Raw genomic sequence first — 24,979 nt, 5'->3', positions numbered from 1 at the left:
TTCAAATCCTCCTCTTATTGAAGCGGCTCCTTCTCCATTACACTTGAAATTGTAGGAATTACTTCTTTCGCTACCATTTCTCTCGTTTGACGGATCGCACTAAATATCGATTGGTCATTAGAAGAACCGTGAGCCTTAATGACAGGAGCTTTCAATCCAAACAACGCCGCTCCTCCATACTCCGAATAATCCATTTTATCTTTCAATACCATAAGTTTTGGTTTTAATACCGCTGCTGCTAATTTGCTCGTAAACGAACTCATTAATTGTTCTTTTAACATAGAAAATAACGCAAGTGCTGTTCCTTCTAATGATTTTAGCGCTACATTACCCGTAAAACCATCACATACAACAACGTCTGCTACACCTTGCAATAAATCTCTTGATTCAACGTTTCCAACGAAATTAATTGGTGCATCCTTGAGCATAGCAAAGACTTGTTTTGAAAGCTCGTTTCCTTTACCATCCTCTGTTCCAACGTTTAAAAGTCCAACGCGTGGATTTTTAATTCCTCTTACCTTCTCTGCGTAAACAGAGCCCATTACTGCATATTGATATAAATGAATTGGTTTTGCATCAACGTTGGCTCCAACATCTAACATAACAAAACCTTCTCCATCAACAGTTGGCATTGTAGGCGATAAAGCTGGTCGTTCAATTCCTTCCATACGACCAACAACAAACAATCCAGCTGCCATCAAAGCTCCTGTACTACCTGCTGATATACAAGCATCCGCTACGCCGTCTTTTACTTGCTGCGCCGCTAGTACCATTGAAGCTTGTTTTTTTCGACGAACCGCTCTTACTGGTTCGTCTGTCGATTCGATTTTTTCGTCCGTATGAAGTATAGTAATTCGCTCTTCACTCGTTAAATATTGACGAATCCCCTCTTCTTTCCCTACTAACGTAATATGTAAATCTGAGTATTCCTTAATAGCTTTCATTGCTCCTAATACTACAGCCTTTGGTGCATGATCGCCGCCCATTGCATCTATTGCGATTTTCATAAGTTGTTACCTTCCTCACTATAATTACTAGATCGATACATTTCAAAAGTGCCTGTAAAGACAAGTTCTTCTCCAACAAAGCTACGCACTTTGAGAACCGTCCGTCCTTTATCATTCTCTACATCTTCAACACGTACTTTTGCAACAACACGCTCTCCTAATTTTACAGGACGAATATATCGAATGGTGGACTTTGCAGTTAAAGCTAATTCTTCATCAATAACCGCAACAGCTAGTGAGTTTGCTTGTGCAAACAAATGATGCCCACGAGCAATTTGATTTCTTTTAAATACATGTTCCACCTTTACTTCAAAGATAGAAATCGCATGTCTATCTAATTCTATATCAATAATTTCTCCGACAACCTCTTCTAACGGTAAAGATTTCACATCTTCTTCATGTTGTTTTGTAGCCACATGTTTAATTCGTTCTCTTAATTCAGGAATAGATAATTCCATACGATCAAGACGAACAGTTTGTATGCTCACTTGAAATTTTTCCGCTAAATCTTCATCCGTTATAAAAGGATTCGTTTCTATTGTTTGTTGTAATAATTCTTGTCTTTCTTTTTTACTTCTTCTTTTTTTCATACCGCACCATCCATTTTTATGACTAGGTACTAAAAGTAGTATATAATCATTAAAAGTAGAATGCAACAAAAACTTTTGCAGACTACTTTTAATCGAGCTTCTCTCCCTGGAACACACCTGTCCCATCAAGATAAGTACGCAGCGAAGCATACTGATCATTATGCCAAAACGCTTCTGAATCAACTAGTATCGCTGCATCTTGTCTTGCTGTTTCTAACGCCCGATAATCATGTACCATATCAGCAACCTTAAATTCTGGTAGACCACTTTGCTTACTTCCAAAGAAATCCCCAGGACCTCGTAACTCTAAATCTTTTTCTGACAATACAAATCCATCATTTGTTTCAGTCATAATGCGCATTCTTTCTTTTCCCGTTTCTGATTTCGGGTCCGCAATTAATAAACAATATGATTGTTCACTACCACGCCCAACACGCCCCCTCAGCTGATGGAGCTGCGATAAACCGAAACGTTCCGCGTCATAAATAACCATAACAGTCGCATTTGGTACATTCACGCCTACTTCAACAACTGTTGTCGACACAAGAATTTGCACTTTATTTTCACTAAACTGTCCCATTATCTCTTCTTTTTCTTGAGATGATAGTCTCCCATGCATTAATCCAACTTGGCATTTCCCTTGATAATGATGAGTCAGCATACTATGTAAGTCGATAGCATTTTGTACATCAAGCTTCTCAGACTCTTCAATAAGAGGGCAAATAACATATGCCTGTCTTCCTTTTTTTATCTCTTTCTCCACAAAGCCGAGGACACGATCTAACATATCATGTTTTGCCCAGTACGTTTCGATTACCTTTCTACCAGCTGGCATTTCGTCAATAATAGAAACGTCCATCTCTCCAAATGCAGTGATAGCTAACGTACGCGGGATTGGGGTCGCCGTCATAAACAATACATCTGGACTTTCACCTTTCTCACGTAAAACCCGGCGCTGCCCCACACCAAATCGATGCTGTTCATCGGTAATAACGAGACCTAACCTATGAAATATAACTTCATCTTGAATTAAAGCGTGCGTTCCAACAAGGATGTCTACTTCTCCCTGTTCTAATCTCGACAAAATTTCTCGACGTCTCGCACCTTTTACAGAACTTGTTAGCAATTCAACCTTCATACCGAAATGTGAAAACGTCTCTGCGAGCGACTGATAATGTTGCTCGGCTAAAATTTCTGTAGGAACCATCAAAGCACCTTGATAATGAGCCAATTTCGCCGCATAAAGAGCAATCGCAGCCACAACTGTTTTCCCAGAACCTACATCCCCTTGCAATAATCGATTCATTCGGTACGGAGATATCATATCTTTCATTATTTCATCTACAACCCGGCGTTGTGCGCCAGTTAATGGAAACGGAAGCGCATCAGTAAACTCTTGCAATTCTACTAATGAAATTTCCTTTTTCGTCCCTTTCGAGTTTTCCCTTTCCATTTTCCGTAATGTTTGCATTTTCAACTGAAACAAGAAAAACTCCTCATATACAAAACGGCGACGCGCTTGCTTTAAGTCTTCCTGTCCCACTGGAAAATGTAACCCTCTGAGCGCTTCATAGCGTGATAATAATTTATATCGACTTAACAAACCATCTGGTAACACTTCGACTATAGAATCTCCATACTCCTTAAATGCTTGTGCAACAAACCGGCGCATCTGTTTTACTGTCAGTTTTCCTTTCACTGAATATACGGGTTCTACTTCTTGTTGTCGTACAACCGGTCCGAAATTCAGTTCTGATACAGCAATTGTTTGGCGATGCTGATCCCATTTACCAGTAATCGTTACCGTTTCATCTAAATTTAACTTTTGTTTATAGTATGGTCTATTAAAACATACAGCTGTAATTAAATAACGACCGACGAGAACACGAACTGTAAGACGTGACTTCTTCTTCCCATAATATTGCAGTAAAGGAGCACTATGAACTTTCCCCTCAACCGTTACACGCTCGTCATGCTTTACTTCAGCAAGATCTTTCATCGCATAGTCTTCATAGCGGTACGGAAAATGTTCTAATAGATGAGAAACTGTATAAATTCCCATCTCGTGTAACAACTCAGATGTTTCTCCTCCGATTCCCTTTACATCCGTAACAGGAACTTGTACAACTTCATTCAAGATTCTCACGCTCCGTCACATTATTTTCTTTGATTCATTCTATTGATTATCCATTAATATCATTGACATCTGTAATCGCTCTCTTTCACCTTATATATTCTATCATAGGCATTCTAAGAGAAACTACTCTAATCCCTCTATATAAAGTGAAACTATAATCATTGGGGGGTTACGGGCAGTTATTCTCCCACTTAACTTCTTTGCTCCAGCCGAATATAGGAGGTGGAAGTTTTACCACCCACAAATAGCGGGATAAAACAAAGTTGTACAATACGTAAGAAAAGAGCCTCACTATTAGCAGCAAGGCTCTTTTCTATCATCAATATGCTAGCCTTTTGAATAAAAACTAGTAATAAACTTCATATCACTATTTCTTATCCATTAGCAAGTAAGTAACCCATTTATTTTCAAATCGAATCTTTTCTTATTCTACAGAGAAGATGAAAGAATACACCGGTTGGTTCCCTGCATGTACTTCTACTTCTGCATCTTCAAAGTTCTCTTCTACAAACGCAACTAATTTAGCCACTTCTTCATCTGTTGCATCTTCACCTTGTAGAATCGTTACGATTTCAGAATCCTCATCAATTAGCGCTTCTAGTAATTGCTTTGCAGCTCCTACTTTCTCAGCATTTGTAGATACAATTTTTCCATCTGCAATACACATGAAATCATCTTTTTGAATCGCTACACCGTCAATTTCCGTATCACGAACAGCATACGTAATCTGACCTGTTTTCACATGAGCTAAAGCTTCTTTCATGTTTTCTTCATTCTCTTCTAGCGTTCCAACTGGATTAAATGCTAACATTGCAGCCATACCTTGAGGAACTGTTTTTGAACGAATAACAATAACTTCTTGTTCTACAACTGACGCTGCTTGTTCTGCTGCCATCACGATATTCCCGTTATTTGGTAAGATGATGATTTTTTCAGCATTCGCCTCTTCAATCGCCTTCACAATATCCTCCGTACTCGGATTCATCGTTTGGCCACCTTCGATAACTTTCGTTGCACCAATGCTCTCAAATAGAGTTTTAATACCCGATCCCATAGCTACAGTTACAATACCATACGGTTGTTTCTCTATTGGCTGATTCGTTTGTTCAGGTACCATGGTAGGTTCATCTAATAAAGCAGTATGCTGTTCACGCATATTTTCTACTTTGATCTTAATTAGACTACCGTAACGTTGTCCATAGTTCATAGGATCTCCAGGATGTTCCGCATGAATATGAACCTTTACAACCTCATCATCCGATACAACAAGTAGTGAATCTCCGTACACACTAATATCTTCACGGAATTTTTGTTCAGAGAAATTATGTTCCTTCATTTTTTCAGGCTCTAATTTCACCATGAATTCCGTACAATATCCATACTTAATATCTTCTGTACTCAATTGGCTTTGTACACTACGGTGATGTTCTGCACGTACCATGTCATTCATAGATGATTGGGCAGGCATATTAGAAGAAATCGTTTCTCCTTTTAAGTCAGCTAAAAACCCTTCATATACAACAACAAGACCTTTACCACCGCTATCTACAACGCCAACTTGTTTTAATACAGGTAATAAATCTGGCGTACGATTTAACGATGCGTTCGCTTCTTTTACAACGTCTTCCATAAACAAAACAAAGTCGCGCTGTTTTTTCGCAACTGTCACTGCATATTTACCCGTTTCTCTTGCAACCGTTAAAATCGTTCCTTCAATTGGTTTCATAACCGCTTTGTAAGCTGCCTCTACTCCAGCTTCTAAAGCTGCAGCAAAATCAACTGTCGTTAATTCTTCTTTTTGTTCAATGGATTTAGAGAAACCACGGAATAACTGAGATAAAATAACCCCAGAGTTACCACGAGCTCCCATTAATAATCCTTTGGCTAAACTTACACCAACTTTACCAGCATGCTGTGAAGGATTTGCTTTCACTTCACGCGCGCCTGAAGTCATTGATAAGTTCATGTTTGTACCGGTATCGCCATCTGGAACTGGGAATACGTTTAATGCATCAACAAGCTGAACATTATTTGTTAAATTATTGGCTCCTTGAATGATCATTTGTGATAAACGTTTTCCATCAATTTTTTGAATTGACACAGATTTTCCTCCTTAATGCACATTACAAGTTTATTACTTTAACTCCTTGTACGTAGATGTTTACAGAATCTACTGCTAGTCCTACAGTTTGATCTAATGTATATTTCACTTTAGTCTGCACGTTATGTGCTACTTCTGAAATTTTCGTACCATAGCTCACAATAATATACATATCAATATGTACTTCATCTTCATTTTTACGAACAATAACGCCTCTAGTGAAGTTTTCTTTTCGTAAAATTTCTGTTAATCCATCTTTTAACTGATTTTTTGATGCCATACCTACGATACCGTAGCAATCTACTGCGGCACCTCCAGCAATTGTTGCAATTACATCTGTACTAATATCAATTTGACCGTACTTCGTTTTAATTTCAATTGACATCTCGTTTCCCCCTTCATAAATGGTGAAAGTGAGCTAGACTACTTTAGTTACTATCATATAATCTTTTTAAAGAAAATTCCATCGTTCTTTCTTTTTCACTCTCATATTTTATGTTTTAAATTACATTTTTTTATGATGAGCAAAATAGTCCATTGTTATTATACAACATGTACCACTATAATATGTCAAGCAATTTTTCTTGATTTCACCTTTTCTTCATTGACATATAGTGTCAAGTATTTTTTCTTGATTTCTTTTTCCTACGGTGTTGCATTCTCTTTTTAGTTGTGTTAAATTATAGTAGTGTTTTTAGCATCGCATAAAAGGCTAACATTGAAAAATTACGTATGTTACGGTAGTTAAGGGAGGGAAATATAAATGGCTCGTGTTTGTGCTATCACTGGAAGAAAAGCTCGTTCTGGTAACTCTCGTTCTCACGCAATGAACGCTACAAAACGTAAATGGGGCGCTAACCTTCAAAAAGTTCGCGTACGCATCGACGGAAAAGTTCAACGTGTTTACGTTTCTGCTAGAGCATTAAAATCTGGCAAAATCGAACGTGTTTAATAATAAAAAAAAGAGCCGCTAGGCTCTTTTTTTATTATACCATTGGAAAAAGCACCGGTAATAGGTGCTTTTTTAGTCTTTTTTGAAGGTATTTAACATCGCACGAACAATTCCACCAAGAAATTTAGGTAACTTAATTGTATAAAATCTCATGGTTTCCCTCCTAATCCCCATTACTCCACTTGTTCACTATATGATGCAAGGAGCAAAATTGTTTCTTCAATCAGTGCTTCTTATCATCATTAATATGCCAGAAGTAAATGAAAAATTACCTTTTTCCTCAATGAGTTCATTACTAATACAAAGTGTCGATCCCCACTCTATTGTTTTATTAGTAAGAGGGTACTTAAAACCGTGAAGTGTAATACCTTCTACCCTTTCAGTAACTGGTACAAATGATACGTATGGAAAATGTTCGTTTCCTTCAATTATATACATACCAAACTTTTTCACCATTATTTCATTTTTATTGTCCACAATACACATTTCTATGTTTACTTCTAATCCCTTTAAAAGCATCTGAATATTTGCTAAACCATGATCAAGTCTTCCACCAGTAGCACCAAAAATACGAATTAACTTTGGTTTCTGTTCTAAAGCCCAGCTAATTGCAATTTCTAAATCTGTTTGATCTTTTTCTCGCGGGACAATATGTAATTCATTTGTTTGCTGCCTCATCCATGCTAATTCCTCATCAGTAACTGAATCATAATCCCCAAACGCAACAGCCGGAGTGATCCCTCTTTTCAACAAACGGTACACTCCTCTATCAACGGCCGCCCAAACTACTTCTTCATTTTCATACCGAGAAAAATCTGCGCAGTATTCTGCAGGTCCTCCCGCTAAAATATGAATAATCATTTTTCCTTCCCCTTCTATTGTAAAAAGGCAATCTGCCATTCGGTAGATTGCCTTTCTCCTTATTTGTCACTCTAACATGTATAAATAGTGAAGTCTTAATGAACTAGAAGCTTCACTAGGATAAAGGTTCGTTCTTTATCCGCGAATTACACGAATTGCTTCACCGCGGTCTTTTTGATTGTATACTGCTGATCCCGCTACAAGAACATTCGCTCCTGCTTCAATACAAAGTCTTGCCGTTTCAGCGTTGACACCACCATCAACCTCAATTTCCACTTCTAGATTTCGCTCTTTAACCATTTCTGCAACTTGTTTGATTTTCGGTAATACAGAATGAATAAACTTCTGTCCGCCAAATCCAGGGTTTACTGTCATAAGTAATACCATGTCTATATCTTCTAATACATGCTCAATCGTTGAAACTGGAGTATGCGGATTTAATACAACCCCTGCTTTAATGTCATGAGATTTAATTAACTGAATTGTACGATGTAAATGAGGACACGCTTCTACGTGAACAGTAATAATATCCGCTCCCGCTTTTGCGAAAGTTGGGATATAGTTATCAGGATTTTCAATCATTAAATGTACATCTAACGGTAATGATGTAATCGGACGGATTGCTTCTACAATTAATGGTCCAATCGTAATATTTGGTACGAAATGCCCATCCATTACATCGACGTGAATGTAGTCAGCTCCGCCTTTTTCTACATCTTTAATCTCTTCCCCTAATCTTGAAAAATCTGCTGATAAAATCGATGGTGCAATTTTAATCATGACTAATACCTCGGCTTTCTCTCTCTAATTTCTTCTACGAATTGTTTGTAATTCTTATAACGATATTCGGTAATCTTTCCTTCTTCAACCGCAGCTTTCACCGCACATTTCGGTTCAGCAAGGTGTGTACACCCTCTAAATTTACAGTATTGGCTCGCTTCTTTCAACTCTGGAAAACAATATGTAAGATCTTCTACCTCTATATCTATGAAATCAAGCGAACTAAAACCAGGTGTATCCGCAACAAGTCCGCTTCCAACTGTAATTAATTCTACGTGTCTTGTCGTATGCTTTCCACGTCCTAAATGTGAAGAAATATCATTAGTTTTCAATTCTAAATCTGGACGTAATACATTTAGCATTGAAGATTTCCCAACACCAGATTGGCCTGCAACGACGGAAATACAACCTTCTAAGAATGGTTTCAGAATATCAATACTTTTCGATGTATTTATAGAAGTAAACAACACATCATAACCCATTTCACGATAATCATTTGCATAAGATTCAACAGTTTCTCTCATTTTTTCATCTACTAAATCCATCTTACTAATACAAATAATTGGTTTGATGTTATGATATTCAATTAATACTAAAAATCGATCTAACAGTCCTGGATTAAAATCTGGTTCTACCGCTGAGAAAACAAGAATAGCTTGATCAACATTAGCAATAGGAGGTCTAACAAGTTCATTTTTCCGATCAAATACTTCTAACACATAACCCTCACTCGGATTATCCGCTTGAAAAACAACTTGGTCTCCTACAAGTGGCGTAATTTTATTCTTTCTAAATACACCACGCCCACGACATTGTGTAATCCCTTCCTCATTCTGCACATAATAAAACCCACTTAGAGCTTTTACAATTTTTCCTTCTGGCATATAATTCTCCTTTATTTTGTATAAAATGAAACTGCAATTAAATATGAATAGACTAGCGTTCTTTAAACAATTATTTCAAAGCCCACCAAATATATATCCAGGTTCATATATTTAATCTACCATCAAATTTGAAATATTATTTACAACAGTATCACTTTTACAGCTTTTTGAATCATATATTTTTGCCTGTTATACAGTCCACGATGTAGACAGCATAACAGGCAAGAGTAATAAATTCCATCTTCTATATAAGGACGATGGAATTCACTATTATTGAGCTGGATATGGTACTTCCTTGTCCATAATCGTTACTCCATCTCGGACAATTTTATAGTGTCCCTTTGCACCTTCTTGAATTACAAATTCTAAAGAAATAATCGCTGACTCAGTAATTGTTCTCGTTTCAACTGGTTTATCCATTTTTTGCTGCATATCTTCTTTATAAATTTCTATTGTTTGCGGCTTTTTTTCACCTGTTGCAGAAGCTTCATATGGGATAGAAATGTTATCCACTTTTATCGTTTTCGTCACTTTAGGCTTCGGACCATCGGAGATAACAATCGATACTTTATCTCCTTCTTTTAAAGGTGTCCCAGGCTTTGGTAACTGTGAAATAACAAGACCTTTATCAACCGTATCTGAATACTCTCTTTTTATATCAGAAACAAGCTTTCTTTCATTTAAATAACCTTTTACACTATTTTCAGTCCATCCTGAAAAATCACCTGGTCTTATTTGATAAGGTCCTTTACTTACCCAAATTTTCAGTTCTTGTTCTGCCTCTATAACCATTTGATCAGGCGTTGGTATTTGCTCTACAATTTCACCTTTCGGCTTATCATTTTCAATATAATTTATTGTAACTTGTTTATATTTTTCTTCTAACTCAGCTCTTATACTCTCGAAATCTTTTCCTGTCAAATCACGCATCTTACTTTTCTTTTTCCCACCTGATTGATAGATAGTAATTTTAGAGTTTTCTTTCACTACTCTTCCTGCTATAGGATCTGTTTTTATCACTTTTCCGGCTTCAACATCATCTGTATATACAAGATTAGGTTCAGTAACTTCAAAACCTTTTTCAACTAATGTATTTACAGCTGTCGTATATTTCATACCAGCCACATCAGGAACCTTCACATCTTTCGGAATAAAGAAGCCTGGAATAACAGTAAGTGCTAAGGTTATCCCTATCGCTAAAAGTAAAAATGTTGTAATTAAAACTTTCAGCCATTTATTATTTCGCTTTTTCTTCTTACCTGATTTGGTCTCTTCTTTTCTTACTTGTTCATCCACTTTACTTCCTTTTAATACAATCGTTTCATCACTTACATTTTGAAATAGTTGTTCTTGTTGAATAATTGGAATCGCTTTCGTTGCTTCCATATCTTCTGGTATGTAAAATGGTTGTTCATTTATTCGTTCTGGGTATAGTGCTGTTTCAATATCTCGTTTCATCGCGTTAGCAGATTGATATCGATGGAACGGATCTTTCGCAGTTGCCTTTAATATAATATTTTCAACACTTTGTGGAATATTTTCATTCCATCTTTTTGGAGATGGCATTTCATTTTGTAAATGTTTTAACGCAATTGCAACAGCAGATTCACCAGAAAACGGTTGTCTTCCTGTTAACAATTCAAACATAACAATCCCAAGTGAATAAATATCTGATTGTTTATTCGCTATACCACCGCGCGCTTGTTCTGGTGATAAATAATGCACCGAACCGAGCACCGAATTTGTATGTGTAATCGTTGCTGCACTTGTAGCTGTCGCAATTCCAAAGTCTGTTACTTTGACCACTCCGTCATCTCGAATCAAAATATTGTGCGGTTTAATATCACGATGTACAATCTCAAAATGATGGGCGTGTGCCATAGCGGACGTTAACTGCTCCATTATATCAAGAGCCTCTCCTATCGGTAACATCCCTCGATCAATTATGTATTGCTTCAATGTTCGCCCAGGTACATATTCCATTACAAGATAATATATATCATCCTCTTCCCCAACATCATACATATTCACAATATTTGGATGCGACAACGTTGTAACAGATTGCGCTTCTCGATGGAAACGTTTAATAAACTCTTCATTATTTGAATAGTCGAGTCTTAATATTTTTACCGCTACATCTCGACCAAGTATATCATCATGAGCTAAATATACATTGGCCATTCCTCCACCGCCAATCATTTTCAGCAGCTTATAACGGTCATTTAAGCGTTTTCCAATCAGCACGTTGCACTTCACCTACTTTCGTTTGTCGAATCCGTATAATCAATAATAACGAGGGTAATATTATCTTCTCCACCACGATCATTTGCTAATTGAATGAGATGCTCCCCCTTCGCCTCGAGCTGTTCATTCAATTGTAAAATTTGTTGCATATCAGCCATAGGGACTTTGTTAGACAATCCATCAGAGCAAAGAAGCAATTGATCGTCTTCTTCGAGCACCAATGTTTTAACATCTAGTCTGACTTTTTCTTCTGTCCCTAACGCTCTTAACAGAACATTCTTTTTCGGGTGATATTCTGCATCTTCTTTTGAAATTTCACCGTGCCTAACAAGTTCATTTACAAGTGAGTGGTCTTCCGTTACAAGCGATATTTCTCCCTCTGATACCATATAACAACGACTATCTCCTATATGACCTATTGTTACAAAACTAGGTGTACAAATCGCCACGATAACCGTTGTTCCCATGCCATTACATTCTACATGTTGCTGAGAGTAAGCATATATGCGCTCATTAATAATTCCAACGTTAGTATGTAACCACTTTTCTACCTTTTTAGGCTCATTCATATTATGCGTTTGCTTCCAATAATCATGGAATAATTGAATAGCCATCGAGCTAGCTACATCGCCAGCTCGATGACCTCCCATTCCATCTGCTACTACCGCTAAAATATTTCCATCTAAATTGCGAAAAACTCCTGCACTATCTTCATTATGTTGACGAACTTTTCCTTTATCCGATAGAAACACGGCTTTCATCTAGTCACCTCGTCTCTTCTTTGCGCTCCTTTGCACGCAACTGACCGCAGGCTGCATCAATATCATGACCTTGTTCACGGCGAATGGTTACATTCACTCCACGATCTTTTAGCGTCTTTTCAAATAAGAAAATTTGCTCTCGTGGCGTACGTACATAATCACGTTCTGGCACGTAGTTTACCGGAATTAAGTTTACATGACATTTTACACCTTTTAAGAGCGCAGCAAGTTCTTCAGCGTGCTCAACTTGGTCATTTTCTCCTCCAAATAAGCCATATTCAAATGTAATACGACGCCCTGTTCTATTTACATAGTATTTAACAGCTTCCATTAAATCAGGTAGCTTATAAGCACGGTTGATCGGCATTAATTTTGAACGTATCTCTGTATTTGCAGCATGCAATGAAATCGCAAAATTAATTTGCATATCTTCTTCAGCGAACTTATAAATTTTTGGAACAATTCCACTTGTTGAAACTGTCATATGTCTTGCACCAATATGAATTCCTTTTTCATGATTTACAATGCGTAAGAATGACATTAAGTTATCATAATTATCAAATGGTTCTCCAATTCCCATAACAACAAGAGAACTTACACGTTCTTCTGTTTCATCAAGCGCACGCTGAACTTCTACTACTTGCGCTACAATTTCTCCAGCCTCTAAGTTTCGTTTTAACCCACCAAGTGTAGAAGCACAGAACGTACAGCCAATGCGGCAACCCACCTGTGTTGTTACACAAATGGAATTTCCATATTCATGTCGCATTAGTACAGTTTCAATAGAGTATCCATCGTATAACTGGAATAGGAATTTAATCGTTCCATCCGAAGACGTTTGTTTTACTAAAGTGTTTAAAGTAGTAATATCAAAGGAATTCGACAATTTATCGCGCAATCCTTTAGCAAGGTTTGACATATCCTCATAATTTTTTACACGTTTTTTATATAGCCAATCAAAAATTTGTCCTGCACGGAACTTAGGTTCTCCTTGTTCCTTTAACCAATCTTGCATTTCATGAAGTTGTAAAGAATAAATTGATGGTTTCTTTGTTTCTAGATTTTTCTTTTGTTTTTTTACAGTCGTTTCCATGATGCTACACCTTCTTTCTTAAACAAGCAATATAAAAGCCATCTGTTGCAAAATAATGCGGTAAAATTCGTACTTGACCTTCATCAATATACGGATTTAACTTTTCTGGCATGCGATCTTTTATCGTAGTATCCCATTCAAATTCAGGATGCTCTTGTAAAAATTGCTTTATTACTTGTTCATTTTCTATTTTTTCAATTGTGCACGTACTATAAACAAGGCGACCACCTTGTTTTAACAATGGTGCTATTTTTTCTAGTATCGCAAGTTGAATCGTTGATAACCTTTCACTATCGCCCTTATCTTTACCTAACTTAATATCAGGTTTACGTCTAATAACACCAAATCCAGAACATGGTGCATCTACTAATATTTTGTCAAAAGATTCATTTGCAAAATGCTCTTGAACTTTTCTAGCATCTAAAGCCATCGTTTCTATATTTTCTAAACCGAGTCTCTTCGCCTGTTGTTCAATTAAACGTACTTTATGTGCGTGTAAATCAAGCGACATTACCTTACCAGTTCCGTCCAAACGCTCTGCAATATGAGTTGTTTTTCCGCCAGGAGCAGCACAACTATCTAGAACTGTATCTCCTTTTTTCGGTTCTAAAGCACGTGCTACAAGCATTGAGCTTTCATCTTGAATAGAAAGGAAACCTTTTTTGAACGCTTCTGTATGTGCGACATTTCCTCTTTCAATTTGAATTGCATCCTCTGACAATTCGCCACGTTTTGCTTCTATCCCCTCATCAGCTAATAACGCAACCGCTTCTTCTACCGTTACTTTATCAACATTTACACGTGCTGTTGGTACAGGTGGCAACATATTTACTTCACACATTTTCTCTGCTGTCTCTAAACCATATTCGGATGCCCATTCTTGTACAAGCCACATTGGATGACTCGTTGCAATCGCAAGTCGTTCTACTGGATTTTCGATTTCTTCTAACGAAGGTACACCTTCTCGCTGAATTGAACGCAATACTCCGTTCACCATGCCTGAAATCCCTTTATGCCCACGACGCTTTGCAATCTCAACTGCTTCATGAATAGCCGCTCTTTCTGGAACTCGGTCTAAATATAGCATTTGATATAGAGATAGGCGAAGCAACACTCTTACCCACGCTTCAACCTTTTTTCTTAAAAATGGTTGTAAATAATAATCTAGTGTGTCACGACGTTGAATTGTTCCATATACCATTTCAGTTAATAAACCAATATCTTTTCTGTCAATTGTATTTTTTTCAATCAAATTATTTAAAAGTAAGTTGCTATACGCACCACTTTTTTCTACTTGAATTAAGCCATCCAGAGCTAACTCACGAACATTTTGTCTCATGCATTTTCTCCTAACTTCGTACCAATTTCAGGTTTTGTTCCACGTAAAAATTGTGAACAACTCATACGCTTTTTACCAGATGGTTGCAATTCAGTGATTTTAACGCCTGTCTCGTTCCCTGTTGCAACAACAAATCCATCTTCTTCAAGAGCTACTATTGTACCTGGTTCAGCTTTCTCTGTAATAGAGACCTTCTCTCCCCACCATACTTTAATAACTTGTCCTGCCAAAGTCGTATAAGCAACTGGCCATGGATTCAATCCGCGAATGTGATTGTATACTTCTTCACCTGTTTTTGTCCAATCAATTATCTCTTGCTCACGTTTTATATTATATGCAAACGTTACTTCAGCTTCACTTTGTTTAATTGGTTCTAGTTTACCCTGAATTAGTAAAGGAACCGTTTTAGATAAAAGGTGTGCTCCTGCTTCGCTTAACTTATCAAATAATGAACCTGTTGTTTCACGCTCTTCAATTTCTACTTCTACTTGCGTTAATATATCGCCAGCATCTAATTTTTCTACCATATACATAATTGTAATACCTGTTTTCTCTTTACCTTCCATGATCGCATAATGAATTGGTGCACCACCGCGAAGTTCTGGAAGTAATGATGCGTGGACATTAATACATCCATACTTTGGCGCTTCTAAAATTTCATTCGGTACGATTTGTCCAAATGCTGCTGTTACAATTAAGTCTGGCTCTAGTGCTAATACTTTTTCATATTCGTCTTTTTCACGAATTTTTAACGGCTGTACTACTGGAATACCATGTTTCTCCGCTTCTACTTTAACAGGAGTAGGTGTTAAAACCTTTTTTCTACCAACTGGACGATCAGGTTGCGTTACAACACCAACTACGTCATATCCGTCCTCGATAAGACGACGAAGCACCGGCACAGAAAAGTCCGGTGTCCCCATAAATACTACTTTCATCATTCAAAAACCGCTCCTTTTAAACCTATTCTAATTCGCCTGCTTCATAATACCTTTTCACTTTAGATGTAAATAAAACACCGTGTAAATGATCGATTTCATGCTGAATTGCACGCGCTAAGAAGTCATCCGCTTCTAATAAAAATATTTTACCGCGACGATTTTGTGCACGTACTTTAATGTAATCTGCGCGCTCCACTTCACCATAAAGTCCCGGAAAGCTTAAGCAGCCTTCGGGACCTACTTGTTCACCACGTTTTTCTAAAATAACAGGATTAATTAATTCAATTTTACCCGTATCATCACCTATATCAACAACAGCAACTTGTAAGCTTACACCCACTTGTGGCGCAGCTAGACCAACTCCGTCTGCAATTAACATTGTTTCATGCATATCTTTTAACAATTTCACTAACTTTTTATCAAAGTTAATTACTCTTTCGCATGGTTTTTCTAACACTTCATTTGGATGCTTTACAATTTCTAAAACTGCCATATTTCCCTCCGCTACATTAACATTGTTGGATTAAAATCAATTGAGATTTGTAGCTCTTTTTGCATTTCTGCTTGATAATGTTCATTTACCATTTTGAGCACGTTCTTTAAGTTTGGTTCCCGTTTGTATTTTATCATGCATTGGTAACGATATCTATCTTTTATCCTTGGAATTGCTGAAGCAACCGGCCCTAACACCATCGTTTGCCTTGAACAATGCGTTCGTAAATGACCGACAATTTTTTCCGTCACTTGGACTGCCTTTAATAATTCCGGATGAGATACAGTTACAAGTACAACGTAGTAATATGGCGGATATTGTCTCATTTGCCTCATTTGCATTTCGTGCTCATAAAATACATCATATTGTTGATTCTTTGCTAATTCTACACTGTAATGTTCCGGCGTATACGTTTGAATTACAACTTCCCCTGGCAATTCATGTCTTCCTGCACGTCCACTCACTTGTGTCAATAGCTGATACGTCTTTTCACTCGCCCGAAAATCAGGTAGATGAAGCATCGTATCCGCCGTTAAAACGCCAACAAGCGTCACCTTCGGAAAATCAAGCCCTTTTGCAATCATTTGTGTTCCAAGTAATATATCTGCTTTCTCTTCACCAAACGCCTTTAATAATTTTTCATGCATTCCTTTACGGCTTGTTGTATCCACATCCATTCGAATGACCCGCGCCTCAGGGAATAGTTTTGTGATTTCTTCTTCAACCTTTTGCGTCCCTGTACCAAAGAAACGAATATACGTACTATTACAAGCAGGACACTCCGTTGGCATATTTTCCTCATGACTACAATAATGACATTTTAAACGATGGTTCATTTTGTGATATGTCAACGAAATATCACAATGCGGACATTGTACGACATACCCACAATCACGGCACATCACAAACGTAGAATGACCCCTTCTATTTAAAAAGAGAACCATTTGTTCTTTCTTTTCTAATCGATCTGCTATTTTTTCATGCAGTGCCTTTGAAAACATTGAGCGATTTCCATCACGAAGCTCTTCACGCATATCAACAATTTCTACAGTCGGCAAAGCTTGTTTGTTCATACGTTTTTCCATTGTAAGCAACCCATAGACACCTTTTTTCGCTCTAGCAAACGATTCAAGTGTCGGCGTTGCACTTCCGAGAACGATTGGACACTTATGGTATTGTCCTCTCCACACTGCTACATCTCTTGCATGATACTTTGGGTTATCCTCTTGCTTATAACTTGATTCATGCTCTTCATCAATAATAATGATTCCTAAATTTTCGAATGGAGCAAAAATAGCTGAACGCGCACCAACTACAACTTTCACTTCTTTTCTTAATATCTTTCGCCATTCATCATATTTCTCGCCAACAGAAAGCGCACTGTGAAGAACTGCAACTTGCGAACCGAACCTACCTTTAAAGCGATCTACCATCTGGGGCGTTAGCGCAATTTCAGGAACAAGCACAATTGCTTCTTTTCCTTTCTCGAGCACCGCTGCTATAGATTGTAAATACACTTCAGTCTTACCACTTCCTGTAACACCATATAGTAAAAATGGATTGTAAGTTTCATTTGTAATTGATGACAAAATCGGTGTAATTACTTGTTTTTGTTCCTCAGTAAGCGGAAATGGTTTCGTTTGTTCAAAATCATCATCGTCATACGGACTCCGGTATACTTCTACATACTTTTCTGAGATTAGACCCTTTTTAACAAGTGCTTTTATTGGAGCATCTGTTATTTGTAATTCTTCTGTTAAATTTTTTAACGGTACACTTTTGTAGTTTTCTACAAAATAATAGAGTACATCTTGTTGTTTTTTACTTTTCAGTTCAAATGCTGCTAATTCCAATTTATCTGCCGGCAACTCCGGTTGAACTACTCTTTGTTTCTTCTTCTGCACTTTATCCTTTACTTGATAAACCACTTCAGTCGTACCATTTTTAATTTCTTGTTGAATAGTGCGATATAGGTGTGGCTGTGCTTCGATAGCTTCCCAATCTATCGTTTCCTTCCCTTGAAATAAAGAAAGAATTTCTGGTGCTACTTCTTCTCGGTTACGAAGTTGCAGACGCTTTTTATATGTTGCTTTGATCGCCGTCGGAAGCATCACCTGAAAAGCTGAAATCATATAACATAACGTTTCACTTGTAAGCCAATACCCAAGTTTTAATAATTCATCATTTAAAACCGGAGTGACATCTAATATTTCATACAACGCTTTTAACTTTTTACTTTCTAGTTCAACCGAATCCTTTATGCCAATAATAAAACCTTGCAATTTCCTCGGACCGAATGGGACTACTACACGCATTCCTGTTTGCACGATATCTTCCCATTTTTTAGGGATAATATAATCAAACGGTCGATCTGTTTGACGTGCAGGTACATCAACAATTACACTTGCAAACTTCATACATAATCATCTTCTAACATCATTTCTATTTGCTTTAATATTTCACGAGCCACTTCTTTCTTCGTTAAAAGTGGCAGCTCAATGATTTCTCCATCTTTTCTATACATTGTCACAATATTTGTATCCGTACCAAACCCAGCTCCTTGCGCTTTCACGTCATTCGCAACAATCATATTTGCATTTTTCTCACGTAATTTTCTCGTTGCGTATTCCTCTATGTTTGTCGTTTCAGCTGCAAAACCGATAAGTAACTGTCGGTCCTTCTTCTCACCTAACGTTTTTAAAATATCCACTGTTCTTTCTAATTCAATTACAGCATCGCCATTTTTCTTTTTCATTTTATTATCATGAACATATTTCGGACGGTAATCTGCAACGGCTGCTGTCTTGATGACAACATCCACACTCTGATAATGCTGAAGGACTGCCTCTAACATATCTTGTGCAGATTCTACTTGTATTGTTGTGACATGTAATGGTGACTCTAATGCTGTCGGTCCTGAAACAAGTATGACATCAGCACCTAAGCTTGCTGCAACTTCTGCGATCGCATACCCCATCTTTCCAGAAGAAAAATTCGTCATAAAACGGACTGGGTCAATCTTTTCACGTGTCGGGCCAGCCGTTATTAATATTCGCTTTCCTTGCAATGGTTTTTGTTCTGAGAAAACCTCTTCTAACCTTCTAATAATCACTTCAGGTTCTTCCAGTCTTCCCTTAGCTACATAACCACATGCTAAAAAGCCTTCGCCAGGCTCAATAAATGTATATCCTAACGCTTTTAACGTCATCATATTTTTTTGAACAATTTTATTTTCATACATATGCACATTCATAGCAGGCGCAATCCAAACTGGAGCTGTAGTAGCCAACAAAGTAGTTGTAATCATATCATCAGCAATACCGCCAGCTAACTTTCCAATGCAATTCGCTGTAGCAGGTGCCACAAGTACAACATCTGCCCAATCCGCTAAATCAATGTGAGCGATAACTGCTGAGTCTTTTTCATCAAACGTATCCGTATATACATCGTGGCGAGAAAGCGCTTGAAATGTAAGAGGTGTAACAAACTTCATTGCCGATTCACTCATCATTACTTTTACAGTAGCACCCGCTTGTGTCAATTTACTCGTTAACGCAGCTGCTTTAAAAACTGCAATGCCTCCTGTTACACATAGAAGTATCTTTTTCCCTTTTAGCATATGACTCGTCCTCTTTCTTTTTCAAACTTATTCTACTGAAATAGAATTTTCAGCTCGTCAGTACCAATATGTTGTTCCACCTTTTTACGATTATTTCTTCCCTATCATAAAAAAATAACAACCTACTTGTAAATAGGTTGTTACCGTTACATAGAAAATTATAAAGTCTATGTTTTAATTTGTCGAAAAGAATGTCTTAATCAATTATTGTGTCATCGCTTGGTACATATTTTAATACTTCTAAATCGATTTCTTCTAATGCTTTACCTACACATTTATAAGAAACAGGCTTTTCAATAACACAATTGTCAGCAATTTGCATTTCACGTGCACGCTTTGCAGCTACTGTTACAAGTGTATATTTAGAATCGATTTTTGTTAATAATGAGTCAATTGATGGATTTAACATAATTATAGACCCTCCGTCATTTCTTTATAGTATTTTGCCACTCTTTCGCGGCGGCAATGTTCACCAACCACAATTGCTTTAATTCGGTCGCAAGCTAATTCAACTTGATCGTTTTCTACAACATAGTCATAAGCGTCCATCATTTCGATTTCTTCTTTCGCTACAGTTAAACGATTTTCAATAACATCTTCAGTTTCTGTACCACGGCCGACAATTCGGTTCTTTAGTTCAGATAAACTTGGAGGTGCTAAGAAAATAAATACACCTGCTGGGAAGGCTTTCTTAACTTGAATTGCTCCTTGCACTTCAATTTCTAAGAACACATCTTTTCCTTCTTGTAACGTTTTTTCAACATAATCAATCGGTGTTCCGTAATAATTACCAACGAACTCAGCCCATTCAAGTAACTTTTCATTACGGATCATTTCTTCAAATTCTTCTCTCTCTTTAAAGAAATAATCCACACCATCTACTTCACCTTCACGCGGTTTACGTGTCGTTACTGAAATAGAGTACTGAAAACGTGTGTCTTCATGGCTAAACAGCTCTTTTCGAACCGTTCCTTTCCCGACACCAGAAGGTCCCGAAAGAACGATGAGCAATCCTCTTCTACTTCTCATAAATATGTAAAACCTACCCTTCCTCACTTAAATCTTCTTTATTATTCAAACGATGTGCAATCGTCTCTGGCTGAATTGGACTTAATACTACATGCCCATCATCCATAACAATAACCGCCCTTGTTTTTCTCCCATACGTAGCATCAAGCAAAGCATTATGTTCACGCGCTTCCTGTACTGTCCGTTTAATAGGAGCTGACTCCGGACTTACAATAGCAATAATTCGATGAGCAGATACTATATTTCCGTATCCAATATTTAAAAACCGCATGGCCATAGTTTGCGCCTCCTAGTAAGTCTATCCGATTTCTCCACCACGTATAACTTTATATATTTTTTGAAAGCTACTCAATATTTTGTACTTGTTCACGAATTTTTTCAAGGTTATTTTTCATTTCTACGACATATTTTGAAATTGTTAAGTCATTTGCCTTAGAACCTATCGTATTAACTTCCCTATGCATCTCTTGCACGATGAAGTCCATTTTCCTTCCAACAGGCTCTGTAATTTGCAGTGCTTCACGAAATTGATCTAAATGACTTTGTAATCGAACTAATTCTTCGTGAATATCTGAACGCTCTGCAAATATTGCTACTTCTGTCAACAATCGTTGTTCATCTAAATCTTGATTATGTAATTCTTTTAAGCGATTTTCTAATCGTTCACGATATTTTTGTGTAACAATTGGTGCATGTGGAATAATTGCATTTACACAATTATGAATCTCTTGCAAACGATATGCTATATCTTTATGTAATCGTTCTCCTTCGCCATCTCTCATCGTTTTCAACATATGAGCAGCTTGGCGAACAGCTTCATATAAACCGGTTTCAAATTGTTCATTTACATTTTCTATTTCTTCAACTGCCGTTACTTCTGGCATTCCCATTAGTTGCCCGAGTGTAATAGAATCTTGTAATTGAAATTTCCCTTTTATATCTTCCATAATGGATTGGTACTGCTTGAGAAGTTCCCAATTCACAGTTAATTTTCTTTCAACAAGCCCTTCGCCCGTTATACTAATAGACACTTCAATACGTCCACGGCGAACTTGCTTTGCAATTATTTTACGAATCTTGTCTTCAAACGCCATCATTTGCTTCGGAAGCCTAATACTCATTTCTAAAAAACGATGGTTCACCGACTTCATTTCTACTGTTATTTGAAAAGTATCGTTTTCTACCTTCGATCTTCCAAATCCTGTCATACTACAAATCATCTTTATCACATCCAAGCCATGAAATAACTCAATGAAAAAGGCAATAGAGATGCGACTCTACTACCTTCTGTAAATTATATCATATTTTCATATCATTGACTATTTCAAGTTTAATCCCTTCTTATATAACAGCGGCTTTTTCTTTTTCTCCTTTTTTCTTGTTAATAAGGATCCTACTAATAAGAAGGTCGGAATAGATGATAATCCTCCAATTAACAACCAATCTCGTGCTTGTATCGGCATTGTGCTAAAAATCGGCTGTAATGGTGGATAATATATAACTACAAGCATTAACAGTAAAGAAATAATAACCGCCCCTACTAAATATATATTTCCAAACGGGTTGCGGTGAAATATAGAATGTTCACTACGACAATCAAATACATGAATAAGCTGAGCCAGTACTAATGTTGCGAATGCTACCGTTTGTGCATACTTCAATTCATTCGGATGCTGGTTAAATGCAATGATAAACGCTACTAATGTCACTGCTCCGATTAGAAAACCACGACTTATAATTTTCCACGCAAGCCCTCTAGCGAACACCCCTTCTTTCGGATGGCGTGGTGTTCTCTTCATCACATCTCCTTCAGCCTTATCCAAACCTAATGCCATCGCTGGTAAACCGTCAGTAACTAAGTTCACCCATAAAATTTGAATTGGAACCATCGGCAATGGCAGTGCAAGTAACATCGCAAATAACATAACTAAAATTTCACCAACGTTAGATGCTAACAAATACCGAATAAACTTCCGAATATTTTCATATATGTTTCTACCTTCTTTAATCGCCGATTTAATCGTAGCAAAGTTATCATCTAACAACACAAGTGACGAAGCTTCTTTTGCAACATCTGTCCCTGTAATTCCCATCGCAATCCCTATATCAGCTGTTTTAATAGCTGGAGCATCGTTCACTCCATCACCTGTCATAGCTACTATATGTCCCTTATTTTGCAGCGCCTTAACGATTTTTAATTTATGCTCAGGAGACACACGAGCGAATACATACGTATCTTCTACAATATCTTCTAATGCCTCTACATCCATATTCGCAAGTTCTACACCTTCAACAACGCGTCCACCCGCCGGTAAAACCCCTAACTGTTCCGCAATTGCCATTGCCGTCACTTTATGATCTCCCGTAATCATTACCGTTCTAATACCAGCTTCCTTACACTCTTTCACCGCTTGCGCCACTTCTAGTCTTGGTGGATCTATCATTCCTTGTATTCCAACAAGCATAAAATCCTGCTCGACTTCTCTTTCATGTTCAATTGAATCTGTAGCTTTTAACGGTTTAAATGCCACCGCAATCGTTCGTAAAGCTTGACTTCCTAAACTATGAATCGCTGCCTGCACTTCTTTTCGATACATTTCACTTAAAGGCTGCTGCTTATTTCCCCACAAAATTGTTTGACTCATTTGCAAAAGAACATCTGGTGCTCCTTTTGTAATAACAAATTTTTTGCCTTCACGATCCCGAACGATAACGCTCATCATTTTTCTAGTTGAATCAAAAGGAAATTCACGAATGACTTCAAACTTTCCTTTAAGAGCTTCACGTGATATTCCCGCCTTCATTGCAGCAGCAACGAGAGCTCCCTCTGTTGGATCTCCATCTAACACATACGTCTTTTTCTTTTGAATAACATTCGCATTATTACATAAACAGCCAAATGTAAGTAGTTGATACAGTGATTTCGTCTTAGTAGGGTCAATTACTGCTTCACCTTTCATAAACGAACCTGTTGGCTCATAGCCTTGACCTGTTACTTTCCACAATTCTCCGCCTGACCACATATGTGTTACCATCATTTTATTTTGTGTCATTGTTCCTGTTTTATCTGAGCAAATAACAGAAGCACAGCCTAACGTTTCTACAGCTGGCAACTTTCGCACAATTGCCCTCTTTTTAATCATACGCTGTACGCCAAGTGATAGCGCAACCGTAACGATAGCTGGCAATCCTTCTGGAATAGCTGCAACAGCAAGCGAAACCCCAGCCAAAAACATGTGATACACTTCATTCCCTTGATATACACCAGCTAGTACAACAAGAGCCGTCAAAATAAGAGCAACAATAATTAAAATTTTTCCAAGCTGTTCTAATCTTCTTTGTAATGGCGTTTCCATTTGCTCAGCATTTTGCAACATATTTGCAATTTGCCCCATAGCTGTATTCATTCCAGTTGCTACGACTACCCCTGTTCCAGCACCTCTCGTTATCATCGTCCCCATAAATGCCATGTTTTTTTGATCACCAATTGAAACATCTTGGCCTTGTAACGCCTCTACCTTCTTTTGTACAGGCAATGACTCTCCTGTAAGAGCCGATTCTTCAATATATAAACTTGAAGATTCCACAAGGCGAACATCCGCGCCAATACGGTCACCACTAGAAAATTTAATAATATCACCTAGTACAAGCGCCTTTGACGGCGCTTTTATCCACTTCCCATTTCTTAGTACAGTAACTTGAGGAGCTGCCAATTCTTTTAAAGCTTCCAACGATTTTTCAGCTTTCCTCTCTTGAAAGAAACCAAGGACACCATTAATAATAACAATTGCAACAATTGCAATCGAATCAATATACTCTCCTAAAAAAGCTGAAATAATTGTAGCACCAAATAAAACAAGTACCATAAAATCTTTAAATTGCGCTAAAAACACCATAAGCGCAGAAGGCCGCTTTGCTTCTTGCAATTCATTTGTACCAAATTTCTTTAATCGGCCCTCTGCTTCTTGCTCTGTAAGACCTACCTCCACATTCGTATTCGTTCTTTCCTCCACTTCATGTGCTCGCATTTCATACCAGTTCATCCTGCCATCGACCTCCTGATTCCAGACATACTCTAATGAAAGCTTATTCAGCCTCGTCCAAAAAAATGCTATAATTAACTTTTAGTTAGAAAGGAGTGTTCATTC

The 24,979-nt window shown here is 37.5% G+C and carries 23 protein-coding genes; 1 reads left to right on the top strand and 22 read right to left on the bottom strand.

The genetic code is table 11. The features are described 5' to 3' along the window. Positions 1-14: 14 nt before the first annotated feature. The 5 genes from plsX to ABH960_RS11030 form a co-directional block, all read right to left on the bottom strand. On the bottom strand, positions 15-1,007 hold the full coding sequence (gene plsX / locus ABH960_RS11050) for a phosphate acyltransferase PlsX (protein WP_002128828.1): 993 nt from the start codon (positions 1,005-1,007) through the stop codon (positions 15-17). Further along, positions 1,004-1,597 (bottom strand): transcription factor FapR, encoded by a 594-nt coding sequence (fapR, locus tag ABH960_RS11045; protein ID WP_404445057.1) that lies wholly within the window; start codon positions 1,595-1,597, stop codon positions 1,004-1,006. The genes plsX and fapR overlap by 4 nt, the downstream gene beginning before the upstream one ends. A gap of 88 nt (positions 1,598-1,685) precedes the next feature. Beyond that, positions 1,686-3,734, bottom strand: coding sequence for an ATP-dependent DNA helicase RecG (gene recG, locus ABH960_RS11040; protein ID WP_002088208.1), 2,049 nt, complete (start codon positions 3,732-3,734; stop codon positions 1,686-1,688). Between the two features lie 424 nt (positions 3,735-4,158). Continuing rightward, the gene (locus ABH960_RS11035) at positions 4,159-5,835 is read right to left on the bottom strand and encodes a DAK2 domain-containing protein (protein ID WP_113936790.1); all 1,677 of its coding nucleotides are present in this window, start codon (positions 5,833-5,835) and stop codon (positions 4,159-4,161) included. Between the two features lie 22 nt (positions 5,836-5,857). Further along, positions 5,858-6,220, bottom strand: a complete 363-nt coding sequence (locus ABH960_RS11030) for an Asp23/Gls24 family envelope stress response protein (RefSeq protein ID WP_002014507.1) — start codon at positions 6,218-6,220, stop codon at positions 5,858-5,860. 378 nt (positions 6,221-6,598) lie between these two features. Between ABH960_RS11030 and rpmB the strand changes: the two genes are divergently transcribed. Then, positions 6,599-6,787, top strand: coding sequence for a 50S ribosomal protein L28 (rpmB, locus tag ABH960_RS11025; RefSeq protein ID WP_000124776.1), 189 nt, complete (start codon positions 6,599-6,601; stop codon positions 6,785-6,787). 72 nt (positions 6,788-6,859) lie between these two features. Here the strand turns inward: rpmB and spoVM are convergent, their stop codons facing one another. From spoVM to ABH960_RS10940, 17 genes are all read right to left on the bottom strand, one after another. Next, positions 6,860-6,940: a stage V sporulation protein SpoVM gene (spoVM, locus tag ABH960_RS11020; protein WP_001213599.1), complete on the bottom strand. Its 81-nt coding sequence runs from the start codon at positions 6,938-6,940 to the stop codon at positions 6,860-6,862. Positions 6,941-7,006: 66 nt separating this feature from the next. Beyond that, positions 7,007-7,687 carry a thiamine diphosphokinase gene (locus tag ABH960_RS11015; protein WP_002088210.1) on the bottom strand — a complete coding sequence of 227 codons (681 nt, stop codon included), beginning with the start codon at positions 7,685-7,687 and terminating at the stop codon, positions 7,007-7,009. 96 nt (positions 7,688-7,783) lie between these two features. Continuing rightward, entirely contained in the window at positions 7,784-8,428 is a 645-nt protein-coding gene (gene rpe, locus ABH960_RS11010; RefSeq protein ID WP_002014505.1) for a ribulose-phosphate 3-epimerase, read from the bottom strand. 2 nt (positions 8,429-8,430) lie between these two features. Next, on the bottom strand, positions 8,431-9,312 hold the full coding sequence (gene rsgA / locus ABH960_RS11005) for a ribosome small subunit-dependent GTPase A (protein ID WP_404445049.1): 882 nt from the start codon (positions 9,310-9,312) through the stop codon (positions 8,431-8,433). Positions 9,313-9,582: 270 nt separating this feature from the next. Further along, positions 9,583-11,556: a Stk1 family PASTA domain-containing Ser/Thr kinase gene (gene pknB / locus ABH960_RS11000; RefSeq protein WP_404445046.1), complete on the bottom strand. Its 1,974-nt coding sequence runs from the start codon at positions 11,554-11,556 to the stop codon at positions 9,583-9,585. An 8-nt stretch (positions 11,557-11,564) separates the two neighbouring features. Then, positions 11,565-12,317: a Stp1/IreP family PP2C-type Ser/Thr phosphatase gene (locus ABH960_RS10995; protein ID WP_404445043.1), complete on the bottom strand. Its 753-nt coding sequence runs from the start codon at positions 12,315-12,317 to the stop codon at positions 11,565-11,567. 4 nt (positions 12,318-12,321) lie between these two features. Continuing rightward, positions 12,322-13,410: a dual-specificity RNA methyltransferase RlmN gene (gene rlmN, locus ABH960_RS10990; protein WP_002014500.1), complete on the bottom strand. Its 1,089-nt coding sequence runs from the start codon at positions 13,408-13,410 to the stop codon at positions 12,322-12,324. A gap of 4 nt (positions 13,411-13,414) precedes the next feature. After that, positions 13,415-14,749 (bottom strand): 16S rRNA (cytosine(967)-C(5))-methyltransferase RsmB, encoded by a 1,335-nt coding sequence (gene rsmB / locus ABH960_RS10985; protein ID WP_404445039.1) that lies wholly within the window; start codon positions 14,747-14,749, stop codon positions 13,415-13,417. Further along, positions 14,746-15,690 carry a methionyl-tRNA formyltransferase gene (gene fmt / locus ABH960_RS10980; protein ID WP_002014498.1) on the bottom strand — a complete coding sequence of 315 codons (945 nt, stop codon included), beginning with the start codon at positions 15,688-15,690 and terminating at the stop codon, positions 14,746-14,748. Before fmt ends, rsmB begins: the two co-directional genes overlap by 4 nt. 22 nt (positions 15,691-15,712) lie before the next feature. Further along, positions 15,713-16,183: a peptide deformylase gene (gene def / locus ABH960_RS10975; protein ID WP_404445036.1), complete on the bottom strand. Its 471-nt coding sequence runs from the start codon at positions 16,181-16,183 to the stop codon at positions 15,713-15,715. Between the two features lie 11 nt (positions 16,184-16,194). After that, positions 16,195-18,600 carry a primosomal protein N' gene (gene priA / locus ABH960_RS10970; protein ID WP_002137952.1) on the bottom strand — a complete coding sequence of 802 codons (2,406 nt, stop codon included), beginning with the start codon at positions 18,598-18,600 and terminating at the stop codon, positions 16,195-16,197. After that, positions 18,597-19,802 (bottom strand): bifunctional phosphopantothenoylcysteine decarboxylase/phosphopantothenate--cysteine ligase CoaBC, encoded by a 1,206-nt coding sequence (coaBC, locus tag ABH960_RS10965; protein ID WP_404445033.1) that lies wholly within the window; start codon positions 19,800-19,802, stop codon positions 18,597-18,599. Before coaBC ends, priA begins: the two co-directional genes overlap by 4 nt. A gap of 196 nt (positions 19,803-19,998) precedes the next feature. Then, positions 19,999-20,211, bottom strand: coding sequence for a DNA-directed RNA polymerase subunit omega (rpoZ, locus tag ABH960_RS10960; RefSeq protein WP_002014493.1), 213 nt, complete (start codon positions 20,209-20,211; stop codon positions 19,999-20,001). Between the two features lie 2 nt (positions 20,212-20,213). Further along, positions 20,214-20,831 (bottom strand): guanylate kinase, encoded by a 618-nt coding sequence (gene gmk / locus ABH960_RS10955; RefSeq protein ID WP_002014492.1) that lies wholly within the window; start codon positions 20,829-20,831, stop codon positions 20,214-20,216. Positions 20,832-20,844: 13 nt separating this feature from the next. Then, on the bottom strand, positions 20,845-21,108 hold the full coding sequence (gene remA / locus ABH960_RS10950; RefSeq protein ID WP_001251456.1) for an extracellular matrix/biofilm regulator RemA: 264 nt from the start codon (positions 21,106-21,108) through the stop codon (positions 20,845-20,847). A gap of 67 nt (positions 21,109-21,175) precedes the next feature. Then, a complete protein-coding gene (locus tag ABH960_RS10945) occupies positions 21,176-22,051 on the bottom strand; it encodes a YicC/YloC family endoribonuclease (RefSeq protein WP_002088227.1) in 876 nt (291 codons plus the stop codon). 99 nt (positions 22,052-22,150) lie between these two features. Further along, positions 22,151-24,874 (bottom strand): calcium-translocating P-type ATPase, SERCA-type, encoded by a 2,724-nt coding sequence (locus ABH960_RS10940; protein WP_002066776.1) that lies wholly within the window; start codon positions 24,872-24,874, stop codon positions 22,151-22,153. Positions 24,875-24,979 lie beyond the last annotated feature (105 nt).

Source organism: Bacillus sp. RC252 (assembly GCF_044909215.1).
GTDB classification, from domain to species: Bacteria; Bacillota; Bacilli; order Bacillales; family Bacillaceae_G; genus Bacillus_A; species Bacillus_A mycoides.
The sequence above is the reverse complement of the archived record's forward strand: the minus strand, read 5'-3'. Positions and strand labels throughout refer to the sequence as shown.

Bases quoted from the DNA above. Each gene is read 5' to 3' on its own strand.
- plsX (WP_002128828.1), bottom strand. From the start codon at position 1,007: ATGAAAATCGCAATAGATGCAATGGGCGGCGATCATGCACCAAAGGCT.
- fapR (WP_404445057.1), bottom strand. From the start codon at position 1,597: ATGAAAAAAAGAAGAAGTAAAAAAGAAAGACAAGAATTATTACAACAA.
- ABH960_RS11030 (WP_002014507.1), bottom strand. From the start codon at position 6,220: ATGTCAATTGAAATTAAAACGAAGTACGGTCAAATTGATATTAGTACA.
- rpmB (WP_000124776.1), top strand. From the start codon at position 6,599: ATGGCTCGTGTTTGTGCTATCACTGGAAGAAAAGCTCGTTCTGGTAAC.
- spoVM (WP_001213599.1), bottom strand. From the start codon at position 6,940: ATGAGATTTTATACAATTAAGTTACCTAAATTTCTTGGTGGAATTGTT.
- ABH960_RS11015 (WP_002088210.1), bottom strand. From the start codon at position 7,687: ATGGCAGATTGCCTTTTTACAATAGAAGGGGAAGGAAAAATGATTATT.
- rpe (WP_002014505.1), bottom strand. From the start codon at position 8,428: ATGATTAAAATTGCACCATCGATTTTATCAGCAGATTTTTCAAGATTA.
- rsgA (WP_404445049.1), bottom strand. From the start codon at position 9,312: ATGCCAGAAGGAAAAATTGTAAAAGCTCTAAGTGGGTTTTATTATGTG.
- ABH960_RS10995 (WP_404445043.1), bottom strand. From the start codon at position 12,317: ATGAAAGCCGTGTTTCTATCGGATAAAGGAAAAGTTCGTCAACATAAT.
- rlmN (WP_002014500.1), bottom strand. From the start codon at position 13,410: ATGGAAACGACTGTAAAAAAACAAAAGAAAAATCTAGAAACAAAGAAA.
- rsmB (WP_404445039.1), bottom strand. From the start codon at position 14,749: ATGAGACAAAATGTTCGTGAGTTAGCTCTGGATGGCTTAATTCAAGTA.
- fmt (WP_002014498.1), bottom strand. From the start codon at position 15,690: ATGATGAAAGTAGTATTTATGGGGACACCGGACTTTTCTGTGCCGGTG.
- def (WP_404445036.1), bottom strand. From the start codon at position 16,183: ATGGCAGTTTTAGAAATTGTAAAGCATCCAAATGAAGTGTTAGAAAAA.
- priA (WP_002137952.1), bottom strand. From the start codon at position 18,600: ATGAAGTTTGCAAGTGTAATTGTTGATGTACCTGCACGTCAAACAGAT.
- coaBC (WP_404445033.1), bottom strand. From the start codon at position 19,802: ATGCTAAAAGGGAAAAAGATACTTCTATGTGTAACAGGAGGCATTGCA.
- rpoZ (WP_002014493.1), bottom strand. From the start codon at position 20,211: ATGTTAAATCCATCAATTGACTCATTATTAACAAAAATCGATTCTAAA.
- gmk (WP_002014492.1), bottom strand. From the start codon at position 20,831: ATGAGAAGTAGAAGAGGATTGCTCATCGTTCTTTCGGGACCTTCTGGT.
- remA (WP_001251456.1), bottom strand. From the start codon at position 21,108: ATGGCCATGCGGTTTTTAAATATTGGATACGGAAATATAGTATCTGCT.
- ABH960_RS10945 (WP_002088227.1), bottom strand. From the start codon at position 22,051: ATGATTTGTAGTATGACAGGATTTGGAAGATCGAAGGTAGAAAACGAT.
- ABH960_RS10940 (WP_002066776.1), bottom strand. From the start codon at position 24,874: ATGAACTGGTATGAAATGCGAGCACATGAAGTGGAGGAAAGAACGAAT.